At 71.5% G+C, this 25,880-nt stretch carries 25 protein-coding genes and 1 tRNA gene; 10 read left to right on the top strand and 16 right to left on the bottom strand.

Going from position 1 to position 25,880, the window contains the following annotated elements; all coding sequences use genetic code 11:
• Positions 1 to 102 precede the first annotated feature (102 nt).
• Together AB0L59_RS19760 and AB0L59_RS19755 are read left to right on the top strand one after the other, a co-directional pair.
• Positions 103 to 2,472, top strand: coding sequence for a ribonucleoside-diphosphate reductase subunit alpha (locus tag AB0L59_RS19760; RefSeq protein ID WP_365585153.1), 2,370 nt, complete (start codon positions 103 to 105; stop codon positions 2,470 to 2,472).
• Positions 2,472 to 3,485, top strand: coding sequence for a ribonucleotide-diphosphate reductase subunit beta (locus tag AB0L59_RS19755; RefSeq protein WP_365585150.1), 1,014 nt, complete (start codon positions 2,472 to 2,474; stop codon positions 3,483 to 3,485). Before AB0L59_RS19760 ends, AB0L59_RS19755 begins: the two co-directional genes overlap by 1 nt.
• 7 nt (positions 3,486 to 3,492) lie before the next feature.
• On the opposite strand, the gene AB0L59_RS19750 is transcribed toward AB0L59_RS19755, so the two are convergent.
• Both AB0L59_RS19750 and AB0L59_RS19745 read right to left on the bottom strand, forming a co-directional pair.
• Entirely contained in the window at positions 3,493 to 3,681 is a 189-nt protein-coding gene (locus AB0L59_RS19750; RefSeq protein ID WP_365585147.1) for a hypothetical protein, read from the bottom strand.
• 292 nt (positions 3,682 to 3,973) lie between these two features.
• On the bottom strand, positions 3,974 to 4,177 hold the full coding sequence (locus tag AB0L59_RS19745; RefSeq protein WP_365585145.1) for a hypothetical protein: 204 nt from the start codon (positions 4,175 to 4,177) through the stop codon (positions 3,974 to 3,976).
• Between the two features lie 92 nt (positions 4,178 to 4,269).
• Between AB0L59_RS19745 and AB0L59_RS19740 the strand changes: the two genes are divergently transcribed.
• Positions 4,270 to 5,232, top strand: coding sequence for a helix-turn-helix domain-containing protein (locus AB0L59_RS19740; protein WP_365585143.1), 963 nt, complete (start codon positions 4,270 to 4,272; stop codon positions 5,230 to 5,232).
• 22 nt (positions 5,233 to 5,254) lie between these two features.
• Here AB0L59_RS19740 and AB0L59_RS19735 read toward each other — a convergent pair whose 3' ends face one another.
• The 10 genes from AB0L59_RS19735 to AB0L59_RS19690 all read right to left on the bottom strand — a co-directional run bounded on the left by AB0L59_RS19735 (position 5,255) and on the right by AB0L59_RS19690 (position 15,334).
• A complete protein-coding gene (locus AB0L59_RS19735; protein ID WP_365585140.1) occupies positions 5,255 to 6,634 on the bottom strand; it encodes a cytochrome P450 in 1,380 nt (459 codons plus the stop codon).
• Positions 6,631 to 7,716 (bottom strand): epi-isozizaene synthase, encoded by a 1,086-nt coding sequence (gene cyc1, locus AB0L59_RS19730; RefSeq protein WP_365585138.1) that lies wholly within the window; start codon positions 7,714 to 7,716, stop codon positions 6,631 to 6,633. The genes AB0L59_RS19735 and cyc1 overlap by 4 nt, the downstream gene beginning before the upstream one ends.
• A gap of 291 nt (positions 7,717 to 8,007) precedes the next feature.
• Positions 8,008 to 8,658, bottom strand: coding sequence for a peptide deformylase (def, locus tag AB0L59_RS19725; protein ID WP_365585135.1), 651 nt, complete (start codon positions 8,656 to 8,658; stop codon positions 8,008 to 8,010).
• 73 nt (positions 8,659 to 8,731) lie between these two features.
• A complete protein-coding gene (locus tag AB0L59_RS19720; protein WP_365585133.1) occupies positions 8,732 to 9,712 on the bottom strand; it encodes a hypothetical protein in 981 nt (326 codons plus the stop codon).
• A gap of 111 nt (positions 9,713 to 9,823) precedes the next feature.
• A complete protein-coding gene (locus AB0L59_RS19715) occupies positions 9,824 to 11,104 on the bottom strand; it encodes an HD domain-containing protein (RefSeq protein ID WP_365585130.1) in 1,281 nt (426 codons plus the stop codon).
• Positions 11,101 to 12,435 (bottom strand): HD-GYP domain-containing protein, encoded by a 1,335-nt coding sequence (locus AB0L59_RS19710; RefSeq protein WP_365585127.1) that lies wholly within the window; start codon positions 12,433 to 12,435, stop codon positions 11,101 to 11,103. Before AB0L59_RS19710 ends, AB0L59_RS19715 begins: the two co-directional genes overlap by 4 nt.
• Positions 12,436 to 12,579: 144 nt before the next feature.
• Positions 12,580 to 12,900: a mycothiol system anti-sigma-R factor gene (rsrA, locus tag AB0L59_RS19705; protein ID WP_365585125.1), complete on the bottom strand. Its 321-nt coding sequence runs from the start codon at positions 12,898 to 12,900 to the stop codon at positions 12,580 to 12,582.
• Positions 12,897 to 13,592 (bottom strand): RNA polymerase sigma factor SigR, encoded by a 696-nt coding sequence (gene sigR / locus AB0L59_RS19700; RefSeq protein WP_365585123.1) that lies wholly within the window; start codon positions 13,590 to 13,592, stop codon positions 12,897 to 12,899. Before sigR ends, rsrA begins: the two co-directional genes overlap by 4 nt.
• Before the next feature lie 256 nt (positions 13,593 to 13,848).
• Positions 13,849 to 14,478, bottom strand: a complete 630-nt coding sequence (locus AB0L59_RS19695) for an alpha/beta family hydrolase (protein ID WP_365585122.1) — start codon at positions 14,476 to 14,478, stop codon at positions 13,849 to 13,851.
• Between the two features lies 1 nt (position 14,479).
• Complete coding sequence (locus AB0L59_RS19690; protein WP_365585119.1) at positions 14,480 to 15,334, bottom strand: SOS response-associated peptidase; 855 nt, start codon at positions 15,332 to 15,334, stop codon at positions 14,480 to 14,482.
• A 50-nt stretch (positions 15,335 to 15,384) separates the two neighbouring features.
• On the opposite strand from AB0L59_RS19690, the gene AB0L59_RS19685 reads away from it, so the two are divergent.
• From AB0L59_RS19685 to AB0L59_RS19670, 4 genes are all read left to right on the top strand, one after another.
• A complete protein-coding gene (locus tag AB0L59_RS19685) occupies positions 15,385 to 16,107 on the top strand; it encodes a M50 family metallopeptidase (RefSeq protein ID WP_365585117.1) in 723 nt (240 codons plus the stop codon).
• Between the two features lie 68 nt (positions 16,108 to 16,175).
• Complete coding sequence (aroA, locus tag AB0L59_RS19680; protein WP_365585115.1) at positions 16,176 to 17,492, top strand: 3-phosphoshikimate 1-carboxyvinyltransferase; 1,317 nt, start codon at positions 16,176 to 16,178, stop codon at positions 17,490 to 17,492.
• 11 nt (positions 17,493 to 17,503) lie between these two features.
• Positions 17,504 to 18,514 carry a ribosome small subunit-dependent GTPase A gene (gene rsgA / locus AB0L59_RS19675; protein WP_365585112.1) on the top strand — a complete coding sequence of 337 codons (1,011 nt, stop codon included), beginning with the start codon at positions 17,504 to 17,506 and terminating at the stop codon, positions 18,512 to 18,514.
• 88 nt (positions 18,515 to 18,602) lie between these two features.
• Positions 18,603 to 18,926 (top strand): multidrug efflux SMR transporter, encoded by a 324-nt coding sequence (locus tag AB0L59_RS19670; RefSeq protein ID WP_365585110.1) that lies wholly within the window; start codon positions 18,603 to 18,605, stop codon positions 18,924 to 18,926.
• 248 nt (positions 18,927 to 19,174) lie between these two features.
• Here AB0L59_RS19670 and AB0L59_RS19665 read toward each other — a convergent pair whose 3' ends face one another.
• Entirely contained in the window at positions 19,175 to 19,783 is a 609-nt protein-coding gene (locus AB0L59_RS19665; protein WP_365585107.1) for a TetR/AcrR family transcriptional regulator, read from the bottom strand.
• Between the two features lie 248 nt (positions 19,784 to 20,031).
• On the opposite strand from AB0L59_RS19665, the gene hisN reads away from it, so the two are divergent.
• Both hisN and AB0L59_RS19655 read left to right on the top strand, forming a co-directional pair.
• Positions 20,032 to 20,832, top strand: a complete 801-nt coding sequence (gene hisN, locus AB0L59_RS19660; protein WP_365585103.1) for a histidinol-phosphatase — start codon at positions 20,032 to 20,034, stop codon at positions 20,830 to 20,832.
• A 148-nt stretch (positions 20,833 to 20,980) separates the two neighbouring features.
• Complete coding sequence (locus tag AB0L59_RS19655; RefSeq protein ID WP_365585101.1) at positions 20,981 to 21,376, top strand: CBS domain-containing protein; 396 nt, start codon at positions 20,981 to 20,983, stop codon at positions 21,374 to 21,376.
• 100 nt (positions 21,377 to 21,476) lie between these two features.
• Here the strand turns inward: AB0L59_RS19655 and AB0L59_RS19650 are convergent, their stop codons facing one another.
• On the bottom strand, positions 21,477 to 22,928 hold the full coding sequence (locus tag AB0L59_RS19650; RefSeq protein ID WP_365585099.1) for a catalase: 1,452 nt from the start codon (positions 22,926 to 22,928) through the stop codon (positions 21,477 to 21,479).
• 155 nt (positions 22,929 to 23,083) lie between these two features.
• Here AB0L59_RS19650 and AB0L59_RS19645 point away from each other — a divergent pair, with 155 nt between their 5' ends.
• On the top strand, positions 23,084 to 23,500 hold the full coding sequence (locus AB0L59_RS19645) for a Fur family transcriptional regulator (protein WP_365585096.1): 417 nt from the start codon (positions 23,084 to 23,086) through the stop codon (positions 23,498 to 23,500).
• 106 nt (positions 23,501 to 23,606) lie between these two features.
• On the opposite strand, the gene AB0L59_RS19640 is transcribed toward AB0L59_RS19645, so the two are convergent.
• Both AB0L59_RS19640 and AB0L59_RS19635 read right to left on the bottom strand, forming a co-directional pair.
• Positions 23,607 to 23,680, bottom strand: a tRNA-Met gene (locus AB0L59_RS19640).
• A 132-nt stretch (positions 23,681 to 23,812) separates the two neighbouring features.
• A complete protein-coding gene (locus AB0L59_RS19635; RefSeq protein ID WP_365585093.1) occupies positions 23,813 to 25,624 on the bottom strand; it encodes a tetratricopeptide repeat protein in 1,812 nt (603 codons plus the stop codon).
• Positions 25,625 to 25,880 lie beyond the last annotated feature (256 nt).

Genomic DNA, 25,880 nt, shown 5'->3' with positions numbered 1-25,880 from the left:
GTCCGGGCCTCGTGGAATGGGCCGGTGGACGCGACGCCGTGTGCGCTCGTGGCTGCCCCTGCCCTCCGCAAGGCCCCCGTGCCGAGCGAGGGAGAGCCCCACGTGACCATCGCGCCAGCAGACCCGGCTTCAGCCAGCGGCCTGGAGACCGACGGTCCCGGAGCCGCGCTGCTGCGGACCCTGACCGAGCTGACCGCCGACCTCCCCGACGCCGACCCCGGCCGGGTCGCCGCCGCCGCGCTGCGCGGCCGGTCCGCCCGGGCCGACGAGGCGGAGTTGCGCGAGCTGGCCACGGAGGCCGCCGCCGGACTCATCTCCGACGATCCCGCCTACTCCCGGCTCGCCGCCCGGCTGCTGACCGTCTCCATCCGCGCCGAGGCCGCCTCGCAGGGCGTGACGTCCTTCACCGAGTCCGTGGCCGTGGGGCACCGCGAGGGGCTCATCGCCGACCGGACCGCCGAGTTCGCGCGGCTGCACGCCGAACGGCTCGACGCGCTGATCGACCGCCAGGCCGACGACCGCTTCGGCTACTTCGGCCTGCGCACCCTGCACAGCCGCTACCTGCTGCGACACCCGATCACCCGCAAGGTCATCGAGACGCCCCAGCACTTCATGCTGCGGGTCGCGAGCGGTCTCGCCGAGGACGACACCATCCGCTCCGTGGACGAAGTCGCCGCGCTCTACGGCCTCATGAGCCGGCTCGACTACCTCCCGTCCTCCCCCACCCTCTTCAACTCCGGCACGCGGCACCCGCAGATGTCGTCCTGCTACCTCCTGGACTCCCCGCTGGACGAGCTGGACTCCATCTACGAGCGCTACCACCAGGTGGCCCGGCTCTCCAAGCACGCCGGTGGCATCGGTCTGTCGTACTCCCGCATCCGCAGCCGCGGTTCGCTGATCCGTGGCACCAACGGGCACTCCAACGGCATCGTGCCGTTCCTGAAGACCCTGGACGCCTCGGTGGCCGCCGTGAACCAGGGCGGCCGGCGCAAGGGCGCCGCGGCGGTGTACCTGGAGACCTGGCACTCCGACATCGAGGAGTTCCTGGAGCTGCGGGACAACACCGGTGAGGACGCCCGCCGTACGCACAACCTGAACCTCGCGCACTGGGTCCCGGACGAGTTCATGCGCCGGGTCAACGCCGACGAGCAGTGGTCGCTGTTCTCCCCGTCGGACGTGCCGGAGCTGGTGGACCTGTGGGGCGAGGAGTTCGACGCCGCCTACCGCAAGGCCGAGGCGGCGGGCCTGGCGAAGAAGACCATCCCGGCCCGTGAGCTGTACGGCCGGATGATGCGCACCCTCGCACAGACCGGCAACGGCTGGATGACCTTCAAGGACGCCGCCAACCGCACCGCCAACCAGACGGCCCTGCCCGGTCACGTGGTCCACTCCTCCAACCTCTGCACGGAGATCCTGGAGGTCACGGACGACGGGGAGACCGCGGTCTGCAACCTGGGGTCCGTGAACCTCGGCGCGTTCGCCGACACGGCGACCGGCGACATCGACTGGGAGCGGCTGGACGAGACGGTCCGCACGGCCGTCACCTTCCTCGACCGCGTGGTCGACATCAACTTCTACCCGACCGAGCAGGCAGGACGGTCGAACGCCAAGTGGCGGCCGGTCGGCCTGGGCGCGATGGGGCTGCAGGACGTCTTCTTCAAGCTGCGCCTGCCCTTCGACTCGCCGGAGGCCAAGGCCCTGTCCACGCGGATCGCCGAGCGGATCATGCTCGCCGCGTACGAGGCCTCCGCCGACCTCGCGGAGCGCAGCGGCCCGCTGCCGGCCTGGGAGAGGACCCGTACGGCCCGGGGCGTGCTGCACCCCGACCACTACGACGTCGAGCTGACCTGGCCGGAGCGCTGGGCCGCCCTGCGGACACGGATCGCGTCCGTCGGCATGCGCAACTCGCTGCTGCTCGCCATCGCCCCGACGGCCACCATCGCCTCCATCGCGGGCGTGTACGAGTGCATCGAGCCGCAGGTGTCGAACCTGTTCAAGCGCGAGACGCTGTCCGGCGAGTTCCTCCAGGTCAACTCCTACCTGGTGCAGGACCTGAAGAACCTCGGCGTGTGGGACGCGCGCACCCGGGAGGCGCTGCGCGAGTCCAACGGCTCGGTGCAGGACTTCGCCTGGATCCCGGCCGACGTACGGGCGCTGTACCGCACGGCGTGGGAGATCCCGCAGCGCGGCCTGATCGACATGGCGGCGGCCCGGACCCCGTACCTGGACCAGGCCCAGTCCCTCAACCTCTTCATGGAGACGCCGACCATCGGCAAGCTCTCCTCGATGTACGCGTACGCCTGGAAGTCGGGCCTGAAGACGACGTACTACCTGCGCTCGCGCCCGGCGACCCGGATCGCCCGCGCGGCCCGGGCGCAGACCCCGGCCGCCATCCCCGTCCAGCAGGTCGCCGACCCCGACGCCGTGGCCTGCTCCCTGGAAAACCCCGAGTCCTGCGAGGCCTGCCAGTGATGTCCACCCGTAACACCAACCTTCTCGACCCGGGCTTCGAGCTGACCCTGCGCCCCATGCGCTACCCCGACTTCTACGAGCGCTACCGGGACGCCATCAAGAACACGTGGACCGTGGAGGAGGTCGACCTCCACTCGGACGTCGCCGACCTCGCGAAGCTGACGCCGGAGGAGCAGCACCTCATCGGCCGGCTGGTCGCCTTCTTCGCGACCGGTGACTCGATCGTCGCGAACAACCTGGTGCTGACGCTGTACAAGCACATCAACTCCCCGGAGGCGCGCCTGTACCTGTCGCGCCAGCTCTTCGAGGAGGCCGTGCACGTCCAGTTCTACCTGACGCTGCTGGACACCTATCTGCCCGACCCGGACGACCGGGCGGCGGCCTTCGCGGCCGTCGAGAACATCCCGTCCATCCGCGAGAAGGCGCAGTTCTGCTTCACGTGGATGGACTCGGTGGAGAAGCTGGAGCGGCTGGAGACGAAGGCCGACCGCCGGCGCTTCCTGCTCAACCTGGTCTGCTTCGCGGCGTGCATCGAGGGCCTGTTCTTCTACGGCGCGTTCGCGTACGTCTACTGGTTCCGCAGCCGGGGCCTGCTGCACGGTCTCGCCACCGGCACCAACTGGGTGTTCCGCGACGAGACCATGCACATGTCCTTCGCCTTCGACGTGGTCGACACGGTCCGCAAGGAGGAGCCGGACCTGTTCGACGACGATCTCCGGCAGCAGGTCACCGACATGCTCCAGGAGGCCGTGGAGGCCGAGCTGCAGTTCGCCCGCGACCTGTGCGGCGACGGCCTGCCGGGCATGAACACCGAGTCGATGCGGCAGTACCTGGAGTGCGTCGCCGACCAGCGCCTGACCCGCCTCGGTTTCGCCCCGGTGTACGGCTCGGAGAACCCGTTCTCCTTCATGGAGCTGCAGGGTGTTCAGGAGCTGACGAACTTCTTCGAGCGTCGCCCGTCGGCGTACCAGGTCGCGGTGGAGGGCACCGTCGACCTGGACGAGGACTTCTGACCGGCCGTTACCTCAGTTTCACCGCGTCCCCGGCCGACACGATCCGCGCGGTCGTCGTCGTGCCGGGGAAGTACCAGCGCCAGCTGCCCGCCGAGGTGGCGGTGACCTTGGTGCCGAGCTTCCCGGCGTCGCCCGTCCGCACCGTCCTGACCGCGCGGTAGTGGGCGGCGCCGTCCGCCCTGAACTGGAGCGTCACGTCCTGCCCGGTGAACCCGTGGTACTTCAGGCCCTCCCACGACGCACGTGGTGCCGGTCCAGTCGCCGAAGCCCGAGCCGTCGGCCTTGTCGAAGACGCTTGACGTGCGTCGGTCCCCTCACGCCCGAGTTGTCCCGGACGGTGATGGCGATCGGGTAGGTGACGCGCCGGGTGGTGCCGATCGTGACGTCCTTCCCACCGTTGACGACGGCACCCGTGACCCGGATGTCGCCCCTCCCCTCGGCGTGCGCACCGGTCGCCGTGAGCAGCGTCAGGGCTGCCGCCCCTTCCCTCAGGCGGGGTGCGCCGCCCCGTGTCGGCTGCGGGTGCATCCCTGCTCCGGCGCGCCCTCGTCTTCGCCGCGCTCCGCCTGCCTGAGCTGCCGGTCGACGCGCCACTCCCGCACGGCGCCGACCGCGGACGGGAGGATCATGAGGACGAGGATCCCGAGGGTGACGAGCACGCCGATGACGCCTTGGATCTGGTTTCCGTTCATGCCATCACTGTCGCGCGGAACACTCCTTACCGTGAGTGGCAGGACTGCCGCACACCCTCGAATTACTGCCGCCGACGCGGCACACTGGCAGCATGCTGAAGAACGTGGCCGCCGTGCTGCTGGACGGGGTGCATCCCTTTGAGCTGGGTGTCGTGTGCGAGGTGTTCGGCATCGACCGCAGCGACGAGGGGCTGCCGGTGTACGACTTCGCCGTGGTCTCCGCCGAGGGGCCCACCCTCGCCACCCACTGCGGGTTCACCGTGTCCACCCCCTACGGGCTGGAGCGGCTGGAGGAGGCCGATCTGATCGCCGTGCCGGCCGGGGAGACGTATGCCGTACGGGAGTACCCGGAGGAGTTGCTGACCGCCCTGCGCCGGGCCGTCCAGCGGGGGGCCCGGGTGCTCAGCGTCTGCTCCGGGGTGTTCCTGCTGGCCGCGGCCGGGCTGCTGGACGGCCGGCGGTGCGCGGTGCACTGGCATCACGCGGAACAGCTCGCCCGCCGGTATCCGGGGGTCACCGTCGAGCCGGACGTGCTCTACGTCGACGAGGACCCCGTGATCACCTCGGCCGGCACCGCCGCCGGGATCGACGCCTGTCTGCACCTCGTACGCAAGGAGCAGGGGCCCGAGGTCGCCAACAAGATCGCCCGCCGGATGGTCGTACCGCCGCACCGCGACGGCGGGCAGGCGCAGTACATCGAGCGCCCGCTGCCGAAGGGCTCGTGCGACACCGTCGGCGAGGTGCTGGTGTGGATGGAGGAGCACCTCGAGACGGAGGTGACCGTCGAACAGCTCGCAGCCCGCGCCCACATGGCGCCGCGCACCTTCGCGCGCCGCTTCCAGCAGGAGACCGGGACGACTCCCTACCGGTGGATCCTGCGTCAACGGGTGCTGCGCGCACAGGAGTTGCTGGAGGGAACCGACGAGACGATGGACGCGATCGCCTGGCGCACCGGGTTCGGTACGGCCGCCGCGCTGCGCCACCAGTTCGTGCGGGCCCTCGGCACCACCCCGAACGCCTACCGGCGCGCGTTCCGGGGCCCTGAAGCCGCCTGAGCGCGCGTCGGTACCAGGAGTCCTACCAGGGCATCGGCCTCAGCCGCAGGTCATGCGGGCGGAGCGTGATGCCCACGCGGGTGGTGTCGTCCGACCCCGCGACCTGCTCGAAGCGGTACTTCGCCGAGATCGCCGCGGTGACCAGGCTCAGCTGTGTCATCGAGAAGTGGTCGCTGGGGCACTTGCGGTTGCCCGTGCTGAAGGGGCTCATGGCGTGCCTGGGCACCTCCTTGGCCCGCTCCGGCAGCCACCGGTCGGGGTCGAACTCGAGGTGGCGGTCGTAGGAGTGGGCGTCGCGCTGGATCGCGTAGGGGCTGTAGACGATGTCCGCCCCGGCCGGAATGCGATAGCCGCCGAGTTGGGTGTCGGTGACCGCGCGCCGCGTCAATATCCATACGGCCGGCCTGAGCCGCATGGCCTCGGTGACGACATTGTTGGTGTGCCTCAGTGAGCGGACGTGCTCGAATCCGACAGGTCGGCCACCGGTCACCGATTCGACCTCGGTCCGTACCTTTGCGGCGTGTTCCGGGTGTTCCGCGAGGACCTGGAGCAGCCACATGATCGTGGACGCCACTGTTTCGCTGCCGGGGGTGAGTATCGCGACGACCTGGTCGTGGATCTCCTGTTCCCCGATGGGGTCGCCATTGTCGTCCTTTGCCTCCAGCAATGCCGTCAGCAAATCGTCCGGCTTTTGACCAGACGCCCTCCGCTCGGCGACGATCTCGTTGACCAGCAGATGCAAATCGGCCAGCGCCCGGTTGAATTCGCGGTTGGCCGGAAACGGCAGCCGGTACAGCGGCCCGAGGGGGACGACCATCCTCCGGTACATGCCGCGGAAGACGGTGGCGAGGTCGACGCTGAGCCGCTCGGCGCGCTCGTCCATGTACTCTCCGCGCAGCAGGCAGCGGGCGGCGATGCGGACGGCGACCCGGAAGGACTCCGAGGTGCAGTCGATGGTCTCGCCGGGCTGCCAGCGCTCGGTCAGCGCGTGTGCCTCCTCCTCCATGACCGGCCCGTACTGGGGGATGGCGTCCAGCCGGAACGCGGGCTGGATGGTGCGCCGCTGGCGCCGGTGCCGGGGGCCGTTGGCCGTGGCCACGCCCTCCTTGCCGAGCAGCCCTTCGAGGGACTCCCAGAGGGGTCCGTCGATCTTGAAGTCGGTGCTGAGCGCGAGCGCGCCGGTCAGCTCGGGCGTGGTGACGGCGTACACCGTCTTGGGGCCGAGCTTGAGGCGTACGACGTCGCCGTGGTCGCGGAGCCGGGACATGAAGGCCAGCGGGTCGCGGACCAGTTTGAGGCCGTGCCCGAGACCCGGCACGGCACCTCCGGCCAGGGGCGGTTCGCGTAGTTCGGTCGTCCCGGTGGCTTCGGGGGTCACGGGCTTCACAGACTCGACGGTCATTTCTCACCTGCCGCTTCGTTCGTGACGTACGGGGGCGTGGACCGGTCGTCCCAGGTGTCGACCATGTACCGGCCGGATTCGTGGTGGAACCAGTAGACGGAACTGAACCAGTTCCGCATATTGCCGACGCAGGCGCGCACCGCGGCGCTCAGTTCCTTTCCACTGACCGTGCCGTCGGCGAGGCTGTCGGCGAAACGCAGCGCTTCCTGCTCGACGTCGACGAATTCACTGACGCATTCCTCGACGCGCCGCCTGACTTCGTCCACCGATTCCTCGAGAGTCAGTCCCTCATGGGTGATGAGACTGATACCGAGATTGTGGACCTCGTCACCCGCTATTTCCTTCGGGAGCGAGCACAGGTCGTTGTACCAGGCGGCGAATTCCTGGCTGAGCAGTGCCGCCCGGCGATAGGCCGGTTTTTTCCGTACCGCGTCCGGGAGTTCACATCCGGCGCTCGGCTCCAGCAGGTCCGTCCATATCCAGTGCGCGAAGGTGAGCCGGCGCAGGGCGAGGTACTCCTCGACGCCGGGTATGCGTCCCTCGCTGCGGTTGCGGAACTCGCGGTCGTAGGCTTCGATCACCGCGTGGAAATGCCGGGCGAAGCGCTGGTTCCAGGTGCTCGGCAGGAAGCCGAACAGCCGCAGCACGCTGTCCGCGAACCCGGCGACCAGCGGGTCCGGGTGGTGCAGATGGTGCCGGGGTGCGTCGAGTGCCGCGTGCAGGCGGTACCTCAGCCGCCGCCAGTCGCCGACCCGGCCCTGGACGACGTGCCGGTCGTGGCGGTCGTCCCAGACGAAGAACCAGGCGCTGTAGTCGGCGATGGCCTGCAGTACCTCCTCGGAGGCGCCGAGGTAGTAGCCCGCCATGAGGTCGGTGTAGCACAGTCCGTCGGCATATTCCCGCACCTTGTCCGCCGGCATCAGCCGCTTTTCCAGCAGCCACAGCCGCGTCTTCTCCTGCAGTCGCGGCCAATACGGGTGCAGTTGCCGAGGAAAGGCGGACTCGATCACCGGGAGTGCCAGTGAGGGTGGTACTACGACCGCCGTAGGCGTCGTTGTGGTGCTGTGTGGGAAAGCATGCACGTACAAACCCCTCTCCGCCGCCAGGAGCGCACACCCCTCCCGTCGTGCCGGGCGTGCGCCGTTGCGTATCCCCGCACTTCCATTCAGCACCACAACTGACCGTCATGGGAACGGATTTGCCCCACTCACTACCCCAAGGTGCCGAGAATCCCCCCTTGTGTGACCGATTGGGGATCATCAGGACCACAGAAGGGGCCGGTTGCACGACGCACGGATGAGCGAGGCCGGCTCATACGAAGGGCGCCCGACCGGGAGTGATCCCTGTCGGGCGCCCCAACGGCCCTGTGGCACCTAGTCGTTGGCGACCACCGGATAACGTGGCTCGTTCTCGGCCATCTGCCGCAGCGCGTCCTTGCGGTCCCGCTTGGACAGCCGGTCGATGTACAGATAGCCGTAGAGGTGGTCGGTCTCGTGCTGCAAACACCGTGCGAAGTAGCCGGTGCCGCGGACCTTGATCGGGTTGCCCTGCTCGTCCTGGCCGGTCACCTCGGCGTAGTCGGGGCGCGCGAGCGGGGCGTACGCCGCAGGCACGGACAGGCAGCCCTCGTTGCTGTCGTCCAGGCGGCGCCTGTCGGCCGGCAGGTCGACCAGCTTCGGGTTGCAGACGACGCCGACGTGCCGGACGCCCTCGTCGTCCTGGCAGTCGTAGACGAAGACCTTCAGGTCGACCCCGATCTGGTTGGCGGCCAGGCCCACGCCCTCGGCGGTGCGCTGGCTGGCGAACATGTCGGCCACCAGCTGCCGCAGCTCCTCGCCGAACCCGGTTACGTCCCTGCACTCCTTGTGCAGCACCGGGTTGCCGACGACGGTGATCGGCCGCGAGGTCCCGCGCTCCCGCCAGGCCTTCTCGCGCTCCTCGCAGTCCTCCGTGTCGACGACGTAACCCTCGTCGTCGACGGGGAGCACGCCCGCGTGCTGCTGATCGGTGTCCTGCTGCGCCATGACCGACGTACGCCTTCCTGCAAACCTGGGAAAAGTCTCGGGTACAGCCTAAAGGTGGCCGGTCATCGGCTGCTCAGCAAACCTCTTCGAGATCCCGCCAGTCACGCGAGTCCGGGCTGTCCGCGACCCACCCGTCCAGCAACCCCCGAACGAGCGAAGCCGGGGCGGCCACCCCGCACTCACGCTCGGGCACCCACAGCTGCCCGTCGGTGCGGTGCCCCAGCGGCCCGGGATGTCCCGGCTCGCTGTGGTCGTGGGGATCCAGATGCACCCCTTCGCCCTCGTCGGAGGGCATCCGGGACTCCGAACACATCCGGCACAGCAACCGCACCGAGGAGGACCAGTCCTCCGCGGCGAATCCCGCGTCGGCGGCCAGCTGCTCCAGCGCGTCCCGGTCCGCCTCCGTGGCCGCCTCGAGCAGAACCACCCAGGTCGGGACCGGTGAGGGCGCCCACAGCTCGATCTCGTCGAAGACGGGGTAGGCGTGCCCGGTGGACGTGGTGCGCTCGCCGTGCGGGACCCCGTCGTGCAGCACGACCTCGCCCCAGCGTCGCCCGGACGAGGGAAGCGGGATGGACAGCACCTCGATCCGCGCCGGGTCCAGCCTGCGGCCCCACACGACCTCGGCCTCGCCCTCCGGGGAGAGCCGCACGGCCGCGCTGCCCAGCTCCATGCCGGCCGGCTCCCCGGCCACGGCGGCGCCGCCGGGCACCTTCAGCCCGTACGCCTGCCAGGCGCGGCGGGCCAGCGACCAGTCCTGCAGGGCGGTGGCGGCGATACCGACGTTCCACCAGTCGGGCGCCCCGGTCTCCCGGTCGAGCAGGGCGACGGCGCGCAGTCCGGCCGCGCGGGCCTGCTCCCAGTCGTGCCGGAACTTGTGCAGCAGGGCGAGGTTGAACCAGGACTCCGACAGCCAGGGCTCCAGATCGGCGGCCCGTGTCAGCAGCTCGCCCGCGTCCTCGTACCGGCCGTCGCCGATGAGCGTGAACGCCCGGTCGGTGGCCTGCCGCCAGGAGGCGGAGGGCCGGTGCCGTCCCTTGCCGAAGATCCTCACGATTCCCGCCTGCCAGTTCCATTTCCGCACAGTGGGCTGGCTTGTGCCCCCGGACACCCTCTCCCTCGCATCCAACCACGTACGGCGGGAAAGGCGCTCATTACCCATGGGTTACCCAGCCGGGCGCGAGGTCAGACGGTGCGGTATCTCTCTCTCGCCGCCCTCCGCGGGCGCGCTCCTACGCCAGGCCCCCGGCTGGGCGAGCACCCGGCCGAGGGACTCCACCACCTCGGGAGCGTAGTCACCGGCGGTGCCGAGGCGCAGTTCCTCCAGTGCCCTCAGGGGTCCCTCGGGGCCGGCAACCCTGGACTTCTCCTCGTAGGCGTTCACGGCCCGGATGATCCGGGCGGCCACGGGCTGTTCACGGTAGGGATCCGCCTGCCGCTCCACCACCACGGCGACGGCGGCCGCCACCCCGGTCTGCCTTACGACGGCCCCGCCGAGCAGCGCGATGCGCCGCTGTTCCTCGGCGGGCAGGTCGGCGGTGGCACCGGCCGGGACCGGGTCGACCAGGCTGAGCTGGCCGATGTCGTGCATGAGGGCCGCGTACTCCAGGACGGTCAGTTCGCCCTCGATGAGGCCCAGGTCCCGGCCCACGGCGAGGCTGAGCGCGGCGACGCGGCGGGCGTGCCCGGCAGGGGTGCAGCCGGCTATCTCGGTGGCGCGGGCGAGGGAGGCGATGGTCTGCCGGTAGGTGGCGCGCACGGCCGCGTACCGGCGCACGGACAGCTGGGTGAGCAGCAGGGGCAGACAGAACACCGGCAGCGCCCACAGGCCGGCGACGGCGACCGCGAGCGCCATCACCGCGCCGGTCGCGCACACGGCGGAGCCGATGCCGAGCAGCCCGCGCAGTTCCTCGCGCAGCAGCGGGCCGAACGGCCAGCGGGTGCGGCAGTGGGCCAGCGCGGCGGCCAGGACTGCGTCGCACAGGGCGGTGAGGACGAGAAGGGCGACGAGCAGCAGTGCGTAGGCGGGGCCGCTCCAGGTCTCGAACACGCCCCTGTTGAAGAGGGGTTGGAAGCAGACGGCGGCGAATCCGACGGTCAGGACGCGGCGGGCGAGGTGGTCCAGGGTCGGGCGGCCGCACCAGATGTGCGGGACGCCGCCGAGCAGGGACGCGGTGAGGACGACGGTGACGACCTGCGGTGCGTCGTGCAGCGTCGGGTGCCCCGCGTCGGGTCCGAGCAGGGCGTACGACAGCGAGCCGGCGGTGGCGAGCGGGGCGGCCTGCCGTACCTGGGCGCCGCTCCACCGGGTCAGCTCGCCGACGGCTATGAGCACCCCGAAGGCGAGTGCGACGCCCCGGTCGGCGACGCCGGTCCACAGGACGTCGGCCAGGGACGCGGCCGCGGCGAGGGCGGCGGCGCCGTGGACGATCCGCAGGGCGTTCACCGGGGCGCCCCGGTGAACGGCTGCCGGTCCTGGGCCGGCCCGGGCGTCTCGTCGGCGGTGGCGTTCGGGTGCAGGCCTCCCCCGCTCTCGGCTTCGCCCGCTCGGGGGCACCCCCACCGCCCCAGGGCCCGGACGAGAGCGGTGACCACGCGCGGGTCGAACTGCGCGCCGGCACAGCGCTCCAGCTCGGCGACGGCCGCCTCGACGGGCCGCGCCCTGCGGTAGGAGCGGGTGGAGGTCATCGCGTCGAAGGCGTCGGCCACGGCGACGATCCGGGCGCACTCGGGGATCTGGGCACCTGCGAGGCCGTACGGATAGCCGCTGCCGTCGAGGCGTTCGTGGTGGTGCAGGATCGCGGCGCGGGCCTCGCCCAGGAAGGAGATCCCGCGGACCATCTCATGGCCGTACTCGGGGTGCAGCTCGATGATCCGGCGCTCCTCGGCGGTCAGCGGGCCGTCCTTGCGCAGCAGCCGGGTGGGGACGCCGAGCTTGCCGACGTCGTGCAGGATGCCGGCGAAGCGCAGCACCTCGACGCGTTCGTCGTCCATGCCGAGTTCGCGGGCGATCATCACGGAGGCCTGTCCGACGCGTTCGCTGTGGCCCCGGGTGTAGCCGTCCTTGATGTCGACGGCCTGCACGAGCGCGCGGATGGTGGCCTGGTGGGCGGCGCGTTCGCGGTGGTACTGGGCGAAGATCCACCAGGACACGCACATCGGCAGCAGCACCAGCAGCGCGGCGACCGGGCCGTACGGGCTGCGCCACAGCACGGCCATCATCAGCCCGGCGAGTCCGTGCACCGCGACGGGCGCGAGGGACCGGGACAGCAGCCCGCGCCAGGCCCGGCGCAGCGGGATGCCGAGGGCGACGGCCCGGATGCCGCCGTCGAGGACGGTGAGGACCAGACAGAAGGCGAGGACCGCCGCGCCTGCGGGCAGCAGGGCGTACGGGAAGTCGGAGGCGATGACGGCGTCCCGGCCGCCGAGCGTCCAGTGCACCGTGGCGGCGCCCCACACGGCGAGCGCGAGCTGCGCGGCCCGCCAGACGCGCCTGAGCGGCGCGGACCCGTGCTCGACCGGGGGGAGCAGGGCCGCGGGCAGCGGGACCAGCGCGGCGGCCGGCGGCGGCAGCAGGAACGCCCCGGCGAGCAGGACGGGGTGGAAGGTCCCGCCGAAGCGCCCGCGCACGACGTGCTCGCAGGCGGCGTAGAGCGCGCAGAGCAGGCCGAGCGCCCACCAGGGAGTGCGTATCGTCGGCAGCGGCAGGAGGCAGAGCAGCGCCAGCAGGGCGACACCGGCCACATAGCCGCGTGCTCTCGCCGGTACCGCCTCCATCGCGCCCCTCCCCGACCACGCCTGTCCAGGCTCGGAGCCTAGGGTGGGGTCGGGGGACGCGGCGCCCACGACCTGAGGATTAGCACGTTCGGGTGAAACGGCGCGCTGCCCAGCTCTCCTGGCGGGTGCTCCCGAGGGGTGTGCTCAGCTCTCCTGAAGGCGCTCGGCGCTCCTGGGCGTCGCCGTCACGTCGTGCTCGGGCACGGTCTGGCCGGAGCGGATCAGCTCGATCCGCCCCATGACCTTGGCGCGCAGGTCCGCCGGCACGTCGTCATGCCCGCAGCAGCGCTTGACCAGCTTCTTCACGGCCTGCTCCAGACCGTACTTCTCCAGGCACGGGGAGCATTCCTCGAAGTGGTGCTGGAACTTGTCGCGATCGACGTCCGGCATCTCGCTGTCGAGGAACTCGTACAGATGGTCCAGGACCTCACTGCAGTCCGTCTCGTGCGGCTCTCCGCAGCTCATGAGCCCGAGCCTTTCGCTTCGTTCGACTCTCCGGCGCCCGCCGGGACCAGCCCGCGCTCGCGGGCGTAGTCCTCCAGCATGCCGCGCAGCTGACGGCGGCCCCGGTGCAGCCGGGACATCACCGTACCGATGGGTGTCCCCATGATGTCCGCGATCTCCTTGTACGCAAAGCCCTCTACGTCCGCGAGATAGACGGCGATGCGGAACTCCTCGGGGATCGCCTGCAGCGCCTGCTTCACGTCCGAGTCGGGCAGGTGGTCGAGCGCCTGCGACTCCGCGGAGCGCAGACCGGTCGACATGTGCGACTCGGCGCGGGCGAGCTGCCAGTCCTCGATCTCCTCCGCGGCGGAGCGCTGCGGCTCGCGCTGCTTCTTGCGGTAGGAGTTGATGAACGTGTTGGTGAGGATGCGGTACAGCCACGCCTTGAGGTTGGTGCCCTCGCGGAACTGGTGGAAGGACGCGTACGCCTTGGCGTAGGTCTCCTGCACCAGGTCCTCGGCGTCGGCCGGGTTGCGTGTCATACGCAGCGCGGCCGAATACATCTGGTCGAGGAATTCGAGCGCGTCCCGCTCGAAGCGCGCACTGCGCTCCGCGGTGGACTCGTCGGTCGCCTCCGCGCTGATGCCCTGGCCCTCGGGCTGCTCCGCCTGGCCGTTGTCGGTCCCTGCGTCGGTCCCAGTGACCGGACCCACCTCCTCAAGATCCCGGGCAGGACCGAGACCGGTCCCACTCGATTCGGAGGATAGAACACGACCCGGGCCTGCCGCCCCTCGAATAGGAGCGGTCTTGGCCGCGTGCAGCACCGTCCAGTCCAGGTCGGCGCTACGCGTATGGCTCGGGCAGATGGTCGAACCCATGCGGCGGACTTCCTCTCCTACGACGTCGGTGCCGAGGCCTCAGCACTTCTGTCGGCCACAACAGTGGTCCGTCACGCAACATTCCCGGCCGTCACCCGAGTGACGCGACCCACTTCACGACACCCTCGGCGATGATCTCCACGGCCCGCTCCTGGGTGATCTCCGCGCGCTTGGGCACGGCGAAGCCGTGATCCCCGTACGGCACCTCGATCAGCTCGAAGTCGCCCCTCGGGAACTCCGCCGGCTTGCCGAAGGGGTCGTTGCCGCCCTGGACGACCAACGTGGGCACTCCCGCGCCGAGCAGTTCCTCGGCGCGGGACTTCTCCGGCTTGCCCGGCGGGTGCAGCGGGAAGCTCAGCGCGAGCACGGCGTGTGCGCCCAGCTCGGTCGCCGTGCGGCAGGCGACCCGGGCCCCGGCGCTGCGGCCGCCGGAGATCACCGGCAGTCCCGGCTTCGTGAGCGCCGGCCACACACCCCGCCAGCCGGCGTCCAGCGTCTTCGGCGCGGGCGCCACCCTCTTGCCCGCGACCCGCCAGGGCTGCTCGACGAGGGCGACGGTGACTCCGCGGCCGGGCAGCGCATCGGCGAGGGCCCGCAGGTCCCGGGCCTCGATGCCGCCCCCGGCGCCGTGGCCGGCGGCCAGCACGAGCCGGGCCTTCCGCGCCCGGTGCCAGGTGATCCGGGCGTCCCCGGCGTCCGTACCGACGATCTGTGTGGTCACGTCAGAAGAGTGTGCCCTCTTCCGGTGCCTCCAGCTCCTTCAGCAGCTCCGGGCCGTTGTTGCGGACGTTGCTGACGGCCGTGGAGACCGGGTAGGCGCGCATCAGGCCGGGCGGGGGCGGGGCGAGCAGGCCGCGCAGGTCGTCGGGGTCGGTGCGGCCGGGGTCGAGCCAGGCGTCCCAGCGATCCGGGGTGAGCATCAGCGGCATCCGGGGGTGGATGTCGGCCAGGGTGTGCGGGCCCTGGGCGGGCGCGACGGCCAGCGGGGTCCGCTCGGCCTCGGTGGTGATCACCGAGCAGGTGACCCACCAGGCCTGTGGGTGGTCGTCGGGCAGGGTCCGGTCGCGCCAGAACTCGTACAGCCCGGCCATCGCGAACACCGAGCCGTCGGCCGGCAGCACGAAGTACGGCTGCTTGCGCGGGCGCTTCTTCCTGCCCTCGACCTCCAGCTCGCGCTCCTGCGTGCCGGTGACCCACTCGTAGTAGCCGTCGGCGGGGATGATGCAGCGCCGGGCGGCGAAGGCACGGCGGTAGGCGGGCTTCTCGTGCACGGTCTCGGCCCGCGCGTTGATCATCCGGGCACCCCCCTCGGGCGTCTTGGCCCAGGACGGCACCAGTCCCCACTTCAGCTTGCGCAGCTGGCGAACCGGACGCGCAGAGGCCGCGTCTTTCAGGGGGCGGTCGAGGACGGCGAAGACCTCCTTGGTCGGAGCCACGTTGTAGTCCGGCGCCAGGGTCTCCTCGGGCTCTCTTCCCCAGCCGCTCGACTCCGCCCGCCCCGCGGGGACCCCCATCTCGATCTCAAAGATTCCTGCGAGATCCTCGGGCCTACGACTCGATGCATACCGTCCGCACATACGTGCCACACTGCCAGATTCCGTCCGGTGAAAGGGAGCCACCAGCAGACATGGACAGCCTCGCCGCCCTCGCGCTGCCCGACCTCTGGGACCGGCTCACCGGTACCCAGCCCGATCCCGACCTGTGGGTGGTGCTCGCCACGCTGGCCGCCGCGCTCGCCGTCGTCGTCCCGCACGGCCTGTGGCGGATAGCGCGCAACGCGATCACCATCGCGCACGAGGGCGGCCACGGTCTGGTCGCCCTGCTCACCGGCCGGCAGCTCACCGGTATCCGGCTGCACTCCGACACCAGCGGCCTCACGGTCAGCCGGGGAAGGCCGTACGGGCTGGGCATGATCCTGACGGCCGCCGCGGGGTACACGGCCCCGTCGCTGCTGGGTCTGGGCGGCGCCGCACTGCTGGCGGCCGGGCACATCACCCTCCTGCTGTGGGTGGCCACCGCCCTGCTGGTGGCGATGCTGGTGATGATCCGCAACGCCTACGGCGTGCTGACCGTGGTGCTGGCCGGTGGCGCCTTCCTGCTGGTCTCCTGGCTGGCGGGGCCCCAGGTACAGGCGGCGTTCGCGTACGCGGTGGTGTGGTTCCTGTTGTTCGGCGGGGTGCGGCCGCCGTTCGAGCTGCAACTGAAACGGTCGCGCGGCGGCGCGGGCGACTCGGACGCGGACCAGTTGTCCCGGCTCACGCACGTACCGGCGGCGCTGTGGCTCTTCCTGTTCCACGCGGTGACGGTGTGTTCGCTGATCGGTGGGGGGCGCTGGCTGCTGCAGGTGTGAGACGCCGCCGGACCCCACTCGGCCGCGCACGGAAAACGGCTGCGCGGCCCTCCTTATAAAGTGGCCCCATGGCCCCGAACACCGCCCCTCCCGCCCTCTGGCCCGCCCCGCACGCGAGCGGAGCCGTCGACGCGACGGTCCACGTGCCCGGGTCCAAGTCGGTCACCAACCGCGCGTTGGTGCTGGCCGCCCTCGCCTCCGAGCCCGGTTGGCTGCGCCGCCCGCTGCGCTCCCGCGACACCCTGCTGATGGCCGGTGCCCTGCGCGCGATGGGCGTGGAGATCGAGGAGGGGGTCGGCCCCGACGGCACCGGCGAGGCCTGGCGGGTGCTGCCGACGGGCTTGCACGGCCCGGCCACGGTCGACGTCGGCAACGCCGGCACGGTGATGCGCTTCCTGCCGCCGGTGGCCGCGCTGGCCGACGGCCCGATCCGCTTCGACGGCGACCCGCGGTCGTACGAGCGCCCTCTGCACGGTGTGATCGACGCGCTGCGCGTGCTCGGCGCCCGCATCGACGACGACGGCCGGGGCGCGCTGCCGCTGACCGTGCACGGCGGCGGGGCCCTGGACGGCGGCCCGGTGTCGATCGACGCCTCCTCGTCCTCCCAGTTCGTCAGCGCTCTCCTGCTCTCCGGCCCGCGCTTCAACCAGGGCGTCGAGGTCCGTCACACCGGCGCGACCCTGCCCTCCATGCCGCACATCCGGATGACCGTCGACATGCTGCGTGCGGTCGGCGCCCAGGTGGACACCCCGGAGTCGGGCGGCGAGCCGAACGTGTGGCGGGTGACGCCGGGCGCGCTGCTCGGCCGGGACCTGACGGTCGAGCCGGACCTGTCCAACGCCCAGCCGTTCCTGGCGGCGGCGCTGGTCACCGGCGGCAAGGTGCTGGTTCCGGACTGGCCGGAGCGGACCACCCAGCCCGGTGACCGGCTGCGGGAGATCTTCACCGAGATGGGCGGCTCCTGCGAACTCACCGAGTACGGGCTGGTGTTCACCGGTTCGGGTGCCGTCCACGGCATCGACGTGGACCTGGGCGACGTCGGCGAGCTGACCCCGGGCATCGCGGCCGTCGCGGCCCTCGCGGACTCCCCCTCGACCCTGCGGGGCGTGGCGCACCTGAGGCTGCACGAGACGGACCGGCTGGCCGCGCTCACCAAGGAGATCAACGGGCTCGGCGGTGACGTCACCGAGACCGCCGACGGCCTGCACATCCGCCCGCGCCCGCTGCACGGGGGCGTCTTCCACACCTACGAGGACCACCGCATGGCGACCGCCGGCGCGATCATCGGCCTGGCGGTCGAGGGCGTGCGCATCGAGAACGTGGCGACGACGGCGAAGACCCTGCCGGACTTCCCCGAGCTGTGGACCGGGATGCTCGGGCAGTAGGGACGGACGCCATGCGCCGCTACGGCAAGCACACCGACGAGGACGACATCCGCGCCCGTCCCAACCGCAAGGGCAACCGGCCGCGGACCAACCTCCGGCCCAAGCACGAGGACGCGGCCGAGGGCATGGTCCTCACGGTCGACCGCGGTCGGCTGACCTGCCTGGTCGGCGACCGGGCGGTGATCGCGATGAAGGCCCGCGAGCTGGGCCGCAAGGCGGCGGTGGTCGGGGACCGGGTGGCCCTGGTCGGCGATCTGTCCGGCAAGAAGGACACGCTGGCCCGGATCGTCCGCATCGAGGAGCGCACGTCGGTGCTGCGGCGCACGGCCGACGACGACGACCCGTACGAGCGCGTCGTCGCCGCCAACGCCGACCAGCTGGCCATCGTCACGGCCCTGGCCGACCCCGAACCCCGCCCCCGCCTCATCGACCGTTGCCTGGTCGCGGCCTACGACGGCGGCCTGGACCCCCTCCTGGTGATGACCAAGTCGGACCTGGCCCCGCCGGACAAGCTGCTGGAGCTGTACGGGGCGCTCGACATCCCGTACGTCGTCACCAGCCGCGAGGAGCTGGCGGACGGCAACGCGGCGGACCGGGTGCGCGAGTACCTGGACGGCAAGATCACCGCGTTCGTCGGGCACTCGGGCGTCGGCAAGACGACGCTGGTGAACGCCCTGGTCCCCGAGGAGCGGCGGCGTACGACGGGACATGTGAACGCGGTGACGGGCCGTGGCCGCCACACCACCACGTCGGCCCTCGCCCTGCCCCTGACCGGTGCGGAGGGCTGGGTCGTCGACACCCCCGGGGTCCGCTCCTTCGGGCTGGCGCACATCGACCCGTCCCGGGTGATCCACGCCTTCCCTGATCTCGAACCCGGCACGGAGGGCTGCCCGCGCGCGTGCAGCCACGACGAGCCGGACTGTGCGCTGGACGCCTGGGTCGAGGAGGGCCACGCGGACCCGGCGCGGCTGTACTCGCTGCGCCGGCTGCTGGCCACGCGGGAGCGCAGGGAAGGGGACTGAGCCGCCTTCGCGTTGTTTGCCGGGGCCCGGGGCCGGTAAGTGCATAATCGCACCGAGCCGGAGATCCGGATCAACGGGAGGACAGCGCATGGCGTGGCTGCTGGTGATCGTGGCCGGGTTTCTGGAGACCGGTTTCGCCGTGTGCCTGAAGCTCTCGCACGGGTTCTCCCGTCTCTGGCCGACGATCGCCTTCGCCTCGTTCGCCCTCGGCAGCTTCGGCCTGCTGACCCTTTCCCTGCGCAAGCTCGACGTCGGCCCCGCCTACGCGGTGTGGACCGGCATCGGCGCGGCCGGCACGGCGATCTACGGCATGGTCTTCCTCGGCGACCTGGTGTCCACCCTGAAGATCGTCTCGATCAGTCTGGTCATCGTCGGGGTGATAGGGCTGCAGTTGTCGGGGTCGGCGCACTAGGTGTGCGGTCCCGGTCATGGCCTCCGAGCCGGACACCGGTCCCGTCCGACACCGGAAGTACTGCTTCGAGCTGCTGTTCCGGCGCCGCCGGCTCACCTGTGGGGCGTGCGGGGCGAAGGCCGGGTGGACGGCGGCCGTGCGGGACGGCGGGCTGGTCGCGGCGCAGCCGGGCGGGACCGGGGACCCGTTCTGGACGAAGGAGTCCGGCCGGCGGACCGGGGTACCGGCCGGCCTGCAGCGACTGAGCCTCACACCGCCTGACGCGGGACGACCGCCCGGATCAGCTCCGCCATGCCGCCCTCCCCCGGTGGCGCCGCGACGCAGGACAGGGCGAGGCGTACGGCCAGTTCGCACGGGCGGGACAGCTCGGCGGAACCGGCGGCGCCGGCGGTGGGGCCCGTCAGGGCGGTGACCGCACGGTCCCGCACGATCCGCACGAAGTCGCGGGGCGCCGGCAGCGGCCCGTCGGCCCGGCGCTGCGCGGGCACCGAGGAGGAGGACGGTACGGCGGTGAGCGGAGGGGCGGGCAGCCGTTCGCTCCAGCAGCCGGTGAGCATGGCCCGTATCAGCGCGTTGTCCCGAGCGGCGGAGTTCGTCCACTCGGCCACGGCGGTGAGCCGCTCCCCCGGCTCTCCCGGCCCGGCGAGCGCCCGCTCCACTCCGGCGAGGTAGCCGTCGGCCTCCCTGCGCACCAGCGCGCGGGCCAGGCCGTCCTTGCTGCCGAACTCGTTGTACAGGGTCTGCCGGGACACGCCGGCCGCCGCTGCCACGTCGACCATCCGCACCGCGGACCACGGCAGGCGCACGAGGGCCGTGTAGGCGGCGTCCAGTAGGGACTCCCGGGCAGCAGGCATCATCGCCTCCCTGAGCGGAGCAGCTCTGCGCCCAGATTTGACGCACTTGTATGCACTGTCAAGGGTTCGCGGGGGTTCGGGGGCGCGCTCCGGCCGGCGAGGAATCCACGCAGCACGCCAGATCCGCCCCCGGCCGGCTTCCGGGCGCCCGGTGGGCCCCGCGCCCCACGTCACCCTCACCGCAGCACAAGGCCCCCGCAACGCCCTGTCCCATGCTGGCCCACGCCGACCACGACAGATACGGTTCTTCCATGCCGGACTACCTCGACGACCTGCGCCTCGCCCACGTCCTCGCGGACGCAGCCGACGCCGCCACCATGGACCGCTTCAAGGCACTGGACCTGAAGGTGGAGACCAAACCGGACATGACCCCGGTGAGCGAGGCGGACAAGTCGGCGGAAGAACTCGTCCGCGGCCACCTCCAGCGCGCCCGCCCGAGGGACGCGATCCTCGGTGAGGAGTACGGCGTCGAGGGCTCCGGTCCCCGCCGCTGGGTGATCGACCCCATCGACGGCACCAAGAACTACGTCCGGGGCGTCCCCGTCTGGGCGACGCTCATCGCGCTGATGGAGGCCGGCGAGACCGGCTACCAGCCCGTCGTCGGCGTGGTCTCCGCCCCCGCCCTCGGCCGCCGCTGGTGGGCCGCGAAGGGCCACGGCGCCTTCACCGGCCGCAGCCTGACCTCCGCGACCCGCATGCACGTCTCCCGCGTCGGCAAGCTCGCGGACGCGTCCTTCGCGTACTCCTCCCTGTCCGGCTGGGAGGAGCAGGACCGGCTCGACGGCTTCCTCGACCTCACCCGCCAGGTGTGGCGCACGCGCGCGTACGGCGACTTCTGGCCGTACATGATGGTCGCCGAGGGATCCGTGGACATCTGCGCGGAGCCGGAGCTGTCACTGTGGGACATGGCGGCCACCGCGGTCGTCGTCACGGAGGCGGGCGGCACCTTCACCGGCCTCGACGGCCGCCCGGGGCCGCACAGCGGCAACGCGGTGGCGTCCAACGGCCTGCTGCACGACGAGTTGCTGGGGTATCTCAACCCGCGCCACTGAGTCACCAGAGAAACCCGGGCACGCCCCTGAACTCACTCCACGCGCCCTCTTGTTGACTCCTGCTTTACCTGGCACTCTGAATCCACCCCCACTTGTGAATTTGTGAATCCCTGAACTATCACGGGATTCCTAGGAGGTGGCCCTTTCCATGCTCGTCCGAGACGCCATGAGCACGGTGATCCTCACCGTCGGCCCCGCCCACACCCTCCGCCAGGCAGCCGCCCTGATGTCCGCCCGTCGCGTCGGTGCCGCCGTCGTCCTCGACCCGGACGCCGGCGGCATCGGCATCCTCACCGAACGCGACATCCTCAACTCCGTCGGCCTCGGCCAGAACCCGGACACCGAACGCACCCACGCCCACACCACCACCGACGTCGTCTTCGCGGCCCCCACCTGGACCCTGGAGCAGGCCGCCGGCGCCATGGCCCACGGCGGCTTCCGGCACCTGGTCGTGCTCGACCGCGGCGAGGTCGCCGGGATCGTCTCGGTCCGCGACATCATCCGCTGCTGGGCCCCGGCCCGCGAGCCCGCACCGGCGCTCTGAGCAGGCGGAACGGGCCGGACCCGAGCAGCGTGGGGTCCGGCCCGCCCTGGGGTGCGCTCCCCCAGGCTCTTGAGGCACCGGGGGAGGCAGTGCCTCCGACTCAGCCACGCAGCGCCCGCACCGCCGCCTCCAGCCGCTTGCCGAACTCGGCGTCGGCGTTCGCGAAGTTGCCGATGGCGCGCTCGACGATGTCCTCGCGCGAGACCGGCGCGATCGCGCCCGCCAGGTTGGCGACGAGCCGCTCCTTCTCCTCCTCCGACATCAGCCGGTAGAGGTCGCCCGCCTGCACGAAGTCGTCGTCCTCGGCATGCACCGGCGTCGGGTGGCTGCCGGTGGAGCCGTCGACGGAGGTGGGCTGCCACAGCGCACGGCCGGTCTGCCCCGGCCCGCCGAAGCTGTTCGGCTCGTAGTTCTTCGCGCCGCCGTGCCGGCCGTCGTAGAGATGGCCGTCACGGGAGTTCGTGCGCGCCTCGGTGGCGTGCGGGCGGTTCACCGGCAGGTGGTCGGCGTTGATGCCGACGCGGTAGCGGTGCGCGTCGCCGTACGCGAAGAGACGGCCCTGGAGCATCTTGTCGGGCGAGGGGCCGATGCCCGGCACGAAGTGCGCGGGGCTGAAGATCGACTGCTCCACCTCGGCGAAGACGTTCCGGGGGTTGCGGTTCAGCTCCAGCCTGCCGATCTCGATGACCGGGTAGTCCGCGTGCGGCCACACCTTGGTCAGGTCGAAGGGATTGAAGCGGTACGTCGCCGCGTCCGCCGCCGGCATGATCTGCACACCCACGGTCCAGCTCGGGAACTCCCCGCGCTCGATCGCCTCACGCAGATCGCGCTGGTGCGAGTCGGGGTCCTTGCCCGCGAGCACCGCGGCCTCCTCCGCCGTGAGGTTCTTGATCCCCTGGTCGGTCTTGAAGTGGTACTTGACCCAGAAGACCTCGCCGGCCGCGTTGTTCCACTGGAAGGTGTGCGAGCCGAAGCCGTCCATGTGCCGGTACGACGCCGGGATGCCGCGGTCGCCGAAGAGCCAGGTCACCTGGTGCGTGGACTCCGGCGACAGCGACCAGAAGTCCCACACGTTGTCGGCCTCGGTGGAGCCGGTGTACGGGTCGCGCTTCTGGGTGTGGATGAAGTCCGGGAACTTGATCGCGTCCCGGATGAAGAACACCGGGGTGTTGTTGCCGACGAGGTCGTAGTTGCCCTCCTCGGTGTAGAACTTCAGCGCGAAGCCCCGCGGGTCACGGACGGCGTCCGCCGCGCCGAGGTTGCCGGCCACCGTCGAGAAGCGCAGGAAGACCTCGGTCTCCTTGCCGATCCCGGAGAGGAAGGCGGCGCGGGTGTAGGGCGTGACGTCGGCGGTCACCGTGAAGGTGCCGTAGGCCCCGGCGCCCCGGGCGTGCACGACCCGCTCCGGGATGCGCTCCCGGTTGAAGTGGGCGAGTTTCTCCAGCAGGAGCTGGTCCTGGACGAGGACCGGCCCGCCGACACCCGCCGTCTCGCTGTTCTGGTTGTCGGCGACCGGAGCACCGGCCTCCGTGGTGAGCGGTCCCTGCGTCACGCGCGCCTCCTGCGTCATCGCTGACTGTCCTGTCCCAGTCCTGTCCTGTGGCCAAAGCCGTTCTCGATCCTACATTGGACTCAATCTAAGTCAAATATTGATCCAAACTCACACCTATTCCCGTCCTGGTCCTCCCTGCTGTTAGGCTGGTGGACATGAGCGACCTTCTGGAACGGCTGCGTGGACGCGGATGGCGGATGACCGCGCAGCGGCGCGTCGTGGCCGAGGTCCTCGACGGCGAACACGTCCATCTGACGGCCGACGAGGTCCATGCGCGGGCCGTCGCGAAGCTGCCGGAGATCTCCCGGGCCACCGTCTACAACACGCTGGGCGAGCTGGTCTCCCTCGGCGAGGTGCTGGAAGTCGCGACGGACAAACGCGCCAAGCGCTACGACCCGAACGCGCACCGGCCGCACCACCACCTGGTCTGCGCCCGGTGCGGCGCGATCCGCGACGTCCATCCGACGGGCAACCCGCTGGCCGACCTCCCCGACGCGGAGCGCTTCGGCTTCACGGTGTCGGACGTAGAGGTGACGTACCGCGGACTGTGCCCGGACTGCGCGAGGGCCTGAGCGAACGCCGGAGAGGGGGCCACGAGCCCCCTCTTTTTTGCTGCGCTGCCCCTGGACACGACTGAGGGCCGGAACCCATCTCTGGATTCCGGCCCTCGGCCTTCAGTAGCGGGGACAGGATTTGAACCTGCGACCTCTGGGTTATGAGCCCAGCGAGCTACCGAGCTGCTCCACCCCGCGTCGGTGAACACGACATTACGTGAGGGGAGCGCCCGGAAGCAAATCGGTTACCGGCGACGTGGCGGGGCTCACTTCGCAGCCGACCGGGACGCGCGGGCCGGCGGGACGCATCCGCGGGAGCCCAGCGCGGCGTCACGCCGACAGTTCCTCTCTGAGGGCGTCTCTCAACCGCCCCGCGCGCTCGGAAACCTCCGCCGGCCCCAGCTCCACCGCCCTGTCGGCCCACCGCTGCCCCTCCGCGAGCTCACCCCGACGCGCGTAGACCAGGGCCAGCCGCAGCGCCGCCCGCCCGTGCCCGGCGTCCGCGGCCCGCGTCCACCACACCGCCGCCTCCGGCTCACTGCCCTCCCGGACCAGCAGCAGCCCGAGATTGAAGGCGCCGTTGCGCGACCCGGCCTCCGCGGCCGCCCGGTACCACCGCGCCGCCTCGACCACGTCCCCGCGCGCCGCCGCGAGCATCCCGACCCGCACCTGCGCCCGCCGGTGCCCCTGGGTCGCCGCCCGCTCGTACCACTCCTCGCACTCGGTCTTCTCGTGCACGATCTCGCCCAGCTCGTGCGCCGGCTCCGGCGGCCGACGCGCGTCGAGCAGCGCGGCCAGCCGGTACGCCGCCTCCGCGCTGCCGCCACCCGCGGCGCACCGCAGATGCCGCTCGGCCTCCTGCTCCTCACCCTCGCGCAGCCGGGCGATCCCGACCTGCAGCGCGGCCTCGGTGTGCCCGGCGGCGGCCGCCCGCTCGTACCAGCGCAGCGCCATGGCCTCCTCGCCGCGTCCGGTGTAGAGGATGCCGAGGTTGAACGCCGCGTCCACGCTGCCGGCCTCGGCGGCCTTGGAGAACCACGGCTCGGCGCCGGTGGCGTCGCCGCCCTGCAGCAGCAGGATGGCGAGCGCGTTCGCCGCCTCCCGGTGCCCGGCGTAGGCGGCGCGCCGGTACCACTGCTCGGCCTGCGCGGTCCGCCCCTGCTCGGCGCAGAGCAGCCCGAGGTTGTACGCGCCGTTGTCGTCGCCGGCGTCCAGCGCAGCCCGGTACCAGCGCTCGGCGGTCTGGGTCTCGCCGCGTTCGGCGTGCAGCGCGCCGAGCGCGTTGGCCGCGTTGCCGTCGCCGTCCTGGGCGGCCCGCAGCCACCACACCGCCGCGCTCTCGGTGTCCCCGGCGTCGCGCAGCAGGAAGCCCAGCGCGCAGGCGGCCCGGGCCTCGCCGTCCTTGGCGGAGGTCAGATACCAGCGCCCGGCCTCCTTCAGCTCGCCCCGCCTCTCCAGGATCGCCCCGAGGTGCAGCGCGGCCCGCCGGTGGCCGCGCGCGGCGGCCTGCCGGTACCACTGCTCGGCCTCGGCGACAGCGTTGTCGGCCCCGGCCTCCTCCTCGCGTCCGGCCGGGCGGTCGAGCGCGCGCGCCAGCCGGTAGGCGGCCTCCCGGTGTCCGCGCTCGGCCGCGGCCCGCATCCAGTGCTCGGCGGCGACGTCCCCGCGGTGCTCCAGCAGGTCGGCGAGCGCGTAGGCGCCGAGGACATGGCCCTGCTCGGCGGACTGGCGCAGCCAGTACTCGGCGGCGGGCTCGTCCCCGCGTTCGCGGTGGTAGCGGCCCAGCGCGTGCGCGGCGGCCGCGGAACCGGCGACGGCGGCGATGCGCCACCAGCCGGCGGCCTCCTCGGGGTAGCCCCGCTGGTGCAGCAGGACGCCCAGGTTGTTGGCGGCGGCCCGGTCGCCGGCCGCGGTGGCGGCCCGTAGGTGGGGTTCGGCTCCGTCGAGGTCGCCACGGCGCAGCAGCATGGCTCCGAGGACGCTCGCGGCCTCGGCGTCGCCGCTCTGCGCGGCGAGTCCGAGGCGTACCTCCTCGGCGGCGTCCCCCATGTCGGTCATCTCGTCACGGGACGGTTCCTCACCGGAAGGCGTCACAAATCGCCCTGACTCGAACAGAGTTGCCTTGTCCCCCATAACGTCCATCGTCGCACCACCTGCAACCTGGGTACACCCGGTATACCGCACCCCGTGAGGTCACTTCAGCGTTTTGTCGACATGCCCACAGGACGACAAGTCAAACACACGGTGCTCAACTCCCCACGACGGCGCGGCCGCCCCTCCCCTCAGTACATGAGTTCGCACACCACGAAGGCCCGGATCCCAAGGGATCCGGGCCTTCGACTGCAGTAGCGGGGACAGGATTTGAACCTGCGACCTCTGGGTTATGAGCCCAGCGAGC

It is taken from the genome of Streptomyces sp. NPDC052109, from assembly GCF_040680195.1.
Classification (GTDB): domain Bacteria; phylum Actinomycetota; class Actinomycetes; order Streptomycetales; family Streptomycetaceae; genus Streptomyces.
The sequence above is the reverse complement of the archived record's forward strand: the minus strand, read 5'-3'. Positions and strand labels throughout refer to the sequence as shown.

Coding starts and splice junctions, on each gene's coding strand:
- hisN (WP_365585103.1), top strand. CDS start 20,032: ATGCCGGACTACCTCGACGACCTGCGCCTCGCCCACGTCCTCGCGGAC.
- def (WP_365585135.1), bottom strand. CDS start 8,658: ATGGCGCAGCAGGACACCGATCAGCAGCACGCGGGCGTGCTCCCCGTC.
- rsrA (WP_365585125.1), bottom strand. CDS start 12,900: ATGAGCTGCGGAGAGCCGCACGAGACGGACTGCAGTGAGGTCCTGGAC.
- AB0L59_RS19710 (WP_365585127.1), bottom strand. CDS start 12,435: ATGGAGGCGGTACCGGCGAGAGCACGCGGCTATGTGGCCGGTGTCGCC.
- AB0L59_RS19685 (WP_365585117.1), top strand. CDS start 15,385: ATGGACAGCCTCGCCGCCCTCGCGCTGCCCGACCTCTGGGACCGGCTC.
- AB0L59_RS19735 (WP_365585140.1), bottom strand. CDS start 6,634: ATGACCGTCGAGTCTGTGAAGCCCGTGACCCCCGAAGCCACCGGGACG.
- AB0L59_RS19635 (WP_365585093.1), bottom strand. CDS start 25,624: ATGGACGTTATGGGGGACAAGGCAACTCTGTTCGAGTCAGGGCGATTT.
- AB0L59_RS19690 (WP_365585119.1), bottom strand. CDS start 15,334: ATGTGCGGACGGTATGCATCGAGTCGTAGGCCCGAGGATCTCGCAGGA.
- aroA (WP_365585115.1), top strand. CDS start 16,176: ATGGCCCCGAACACCGCCCCTCCCGCCCTCTGGCCCGCCCCGCACGCG.
- AB0L59_RS19740 (WP_365585143.1), top strand. CDS start 4,270: ATGCTGAAGAACGTGGCCGCCGTGCTGCTGGACGGGGTGCATCCCTTT.
- AB0L59_RS19670 (WP_365585110.1), top strand. CDS start 18,603: ATGGCGTGGCTGCTGGTGATCGTGGCCGGGTTTCTGGAGACCGGTTTC.
- AB0L59_RS19665 (WP_365585107.1), bottom strand. CDS start 19,783: ATGATGCCTGCTGCCCGGGAGTCCCTACTGGACGCCGCCTACACGGCC.
- rsgA (WP_365585112.1), top strand. CDS start 17,504: ATGCGCCGCTACGGCAAGCACACCGACGAGGACGACATCCGCGCCCGT.
- AB0L59_RS19755 (WP_365585150.1), top strand. CDS start 2,472: ATGTCCACCCGTAACACCAACCTTCTCGACCCGGGCTTCGAGCTGACC.
- AB0L59_RS19745 (WP_365585145.1), bottom strand. CDS start 4,177: ATGAACGGAAACCAGATCCAAGGCGTCATCGGCGTGCTCGTCACCCTC.
- AB0L59_RS19655 (WP_365585101.1), top strand. CDS start 20,981: ATGCTCGTCCGAGACGCCATGAGCACGGTGATCCTCACCGTCGGCCCC.
- AB0L59_RS19645 (WP_365585096.1), top strand. CDS start 23,084: ATGAGCGACCTTCTGGAACGGCTGCGTGGACGCGGATGGCGGATGACC.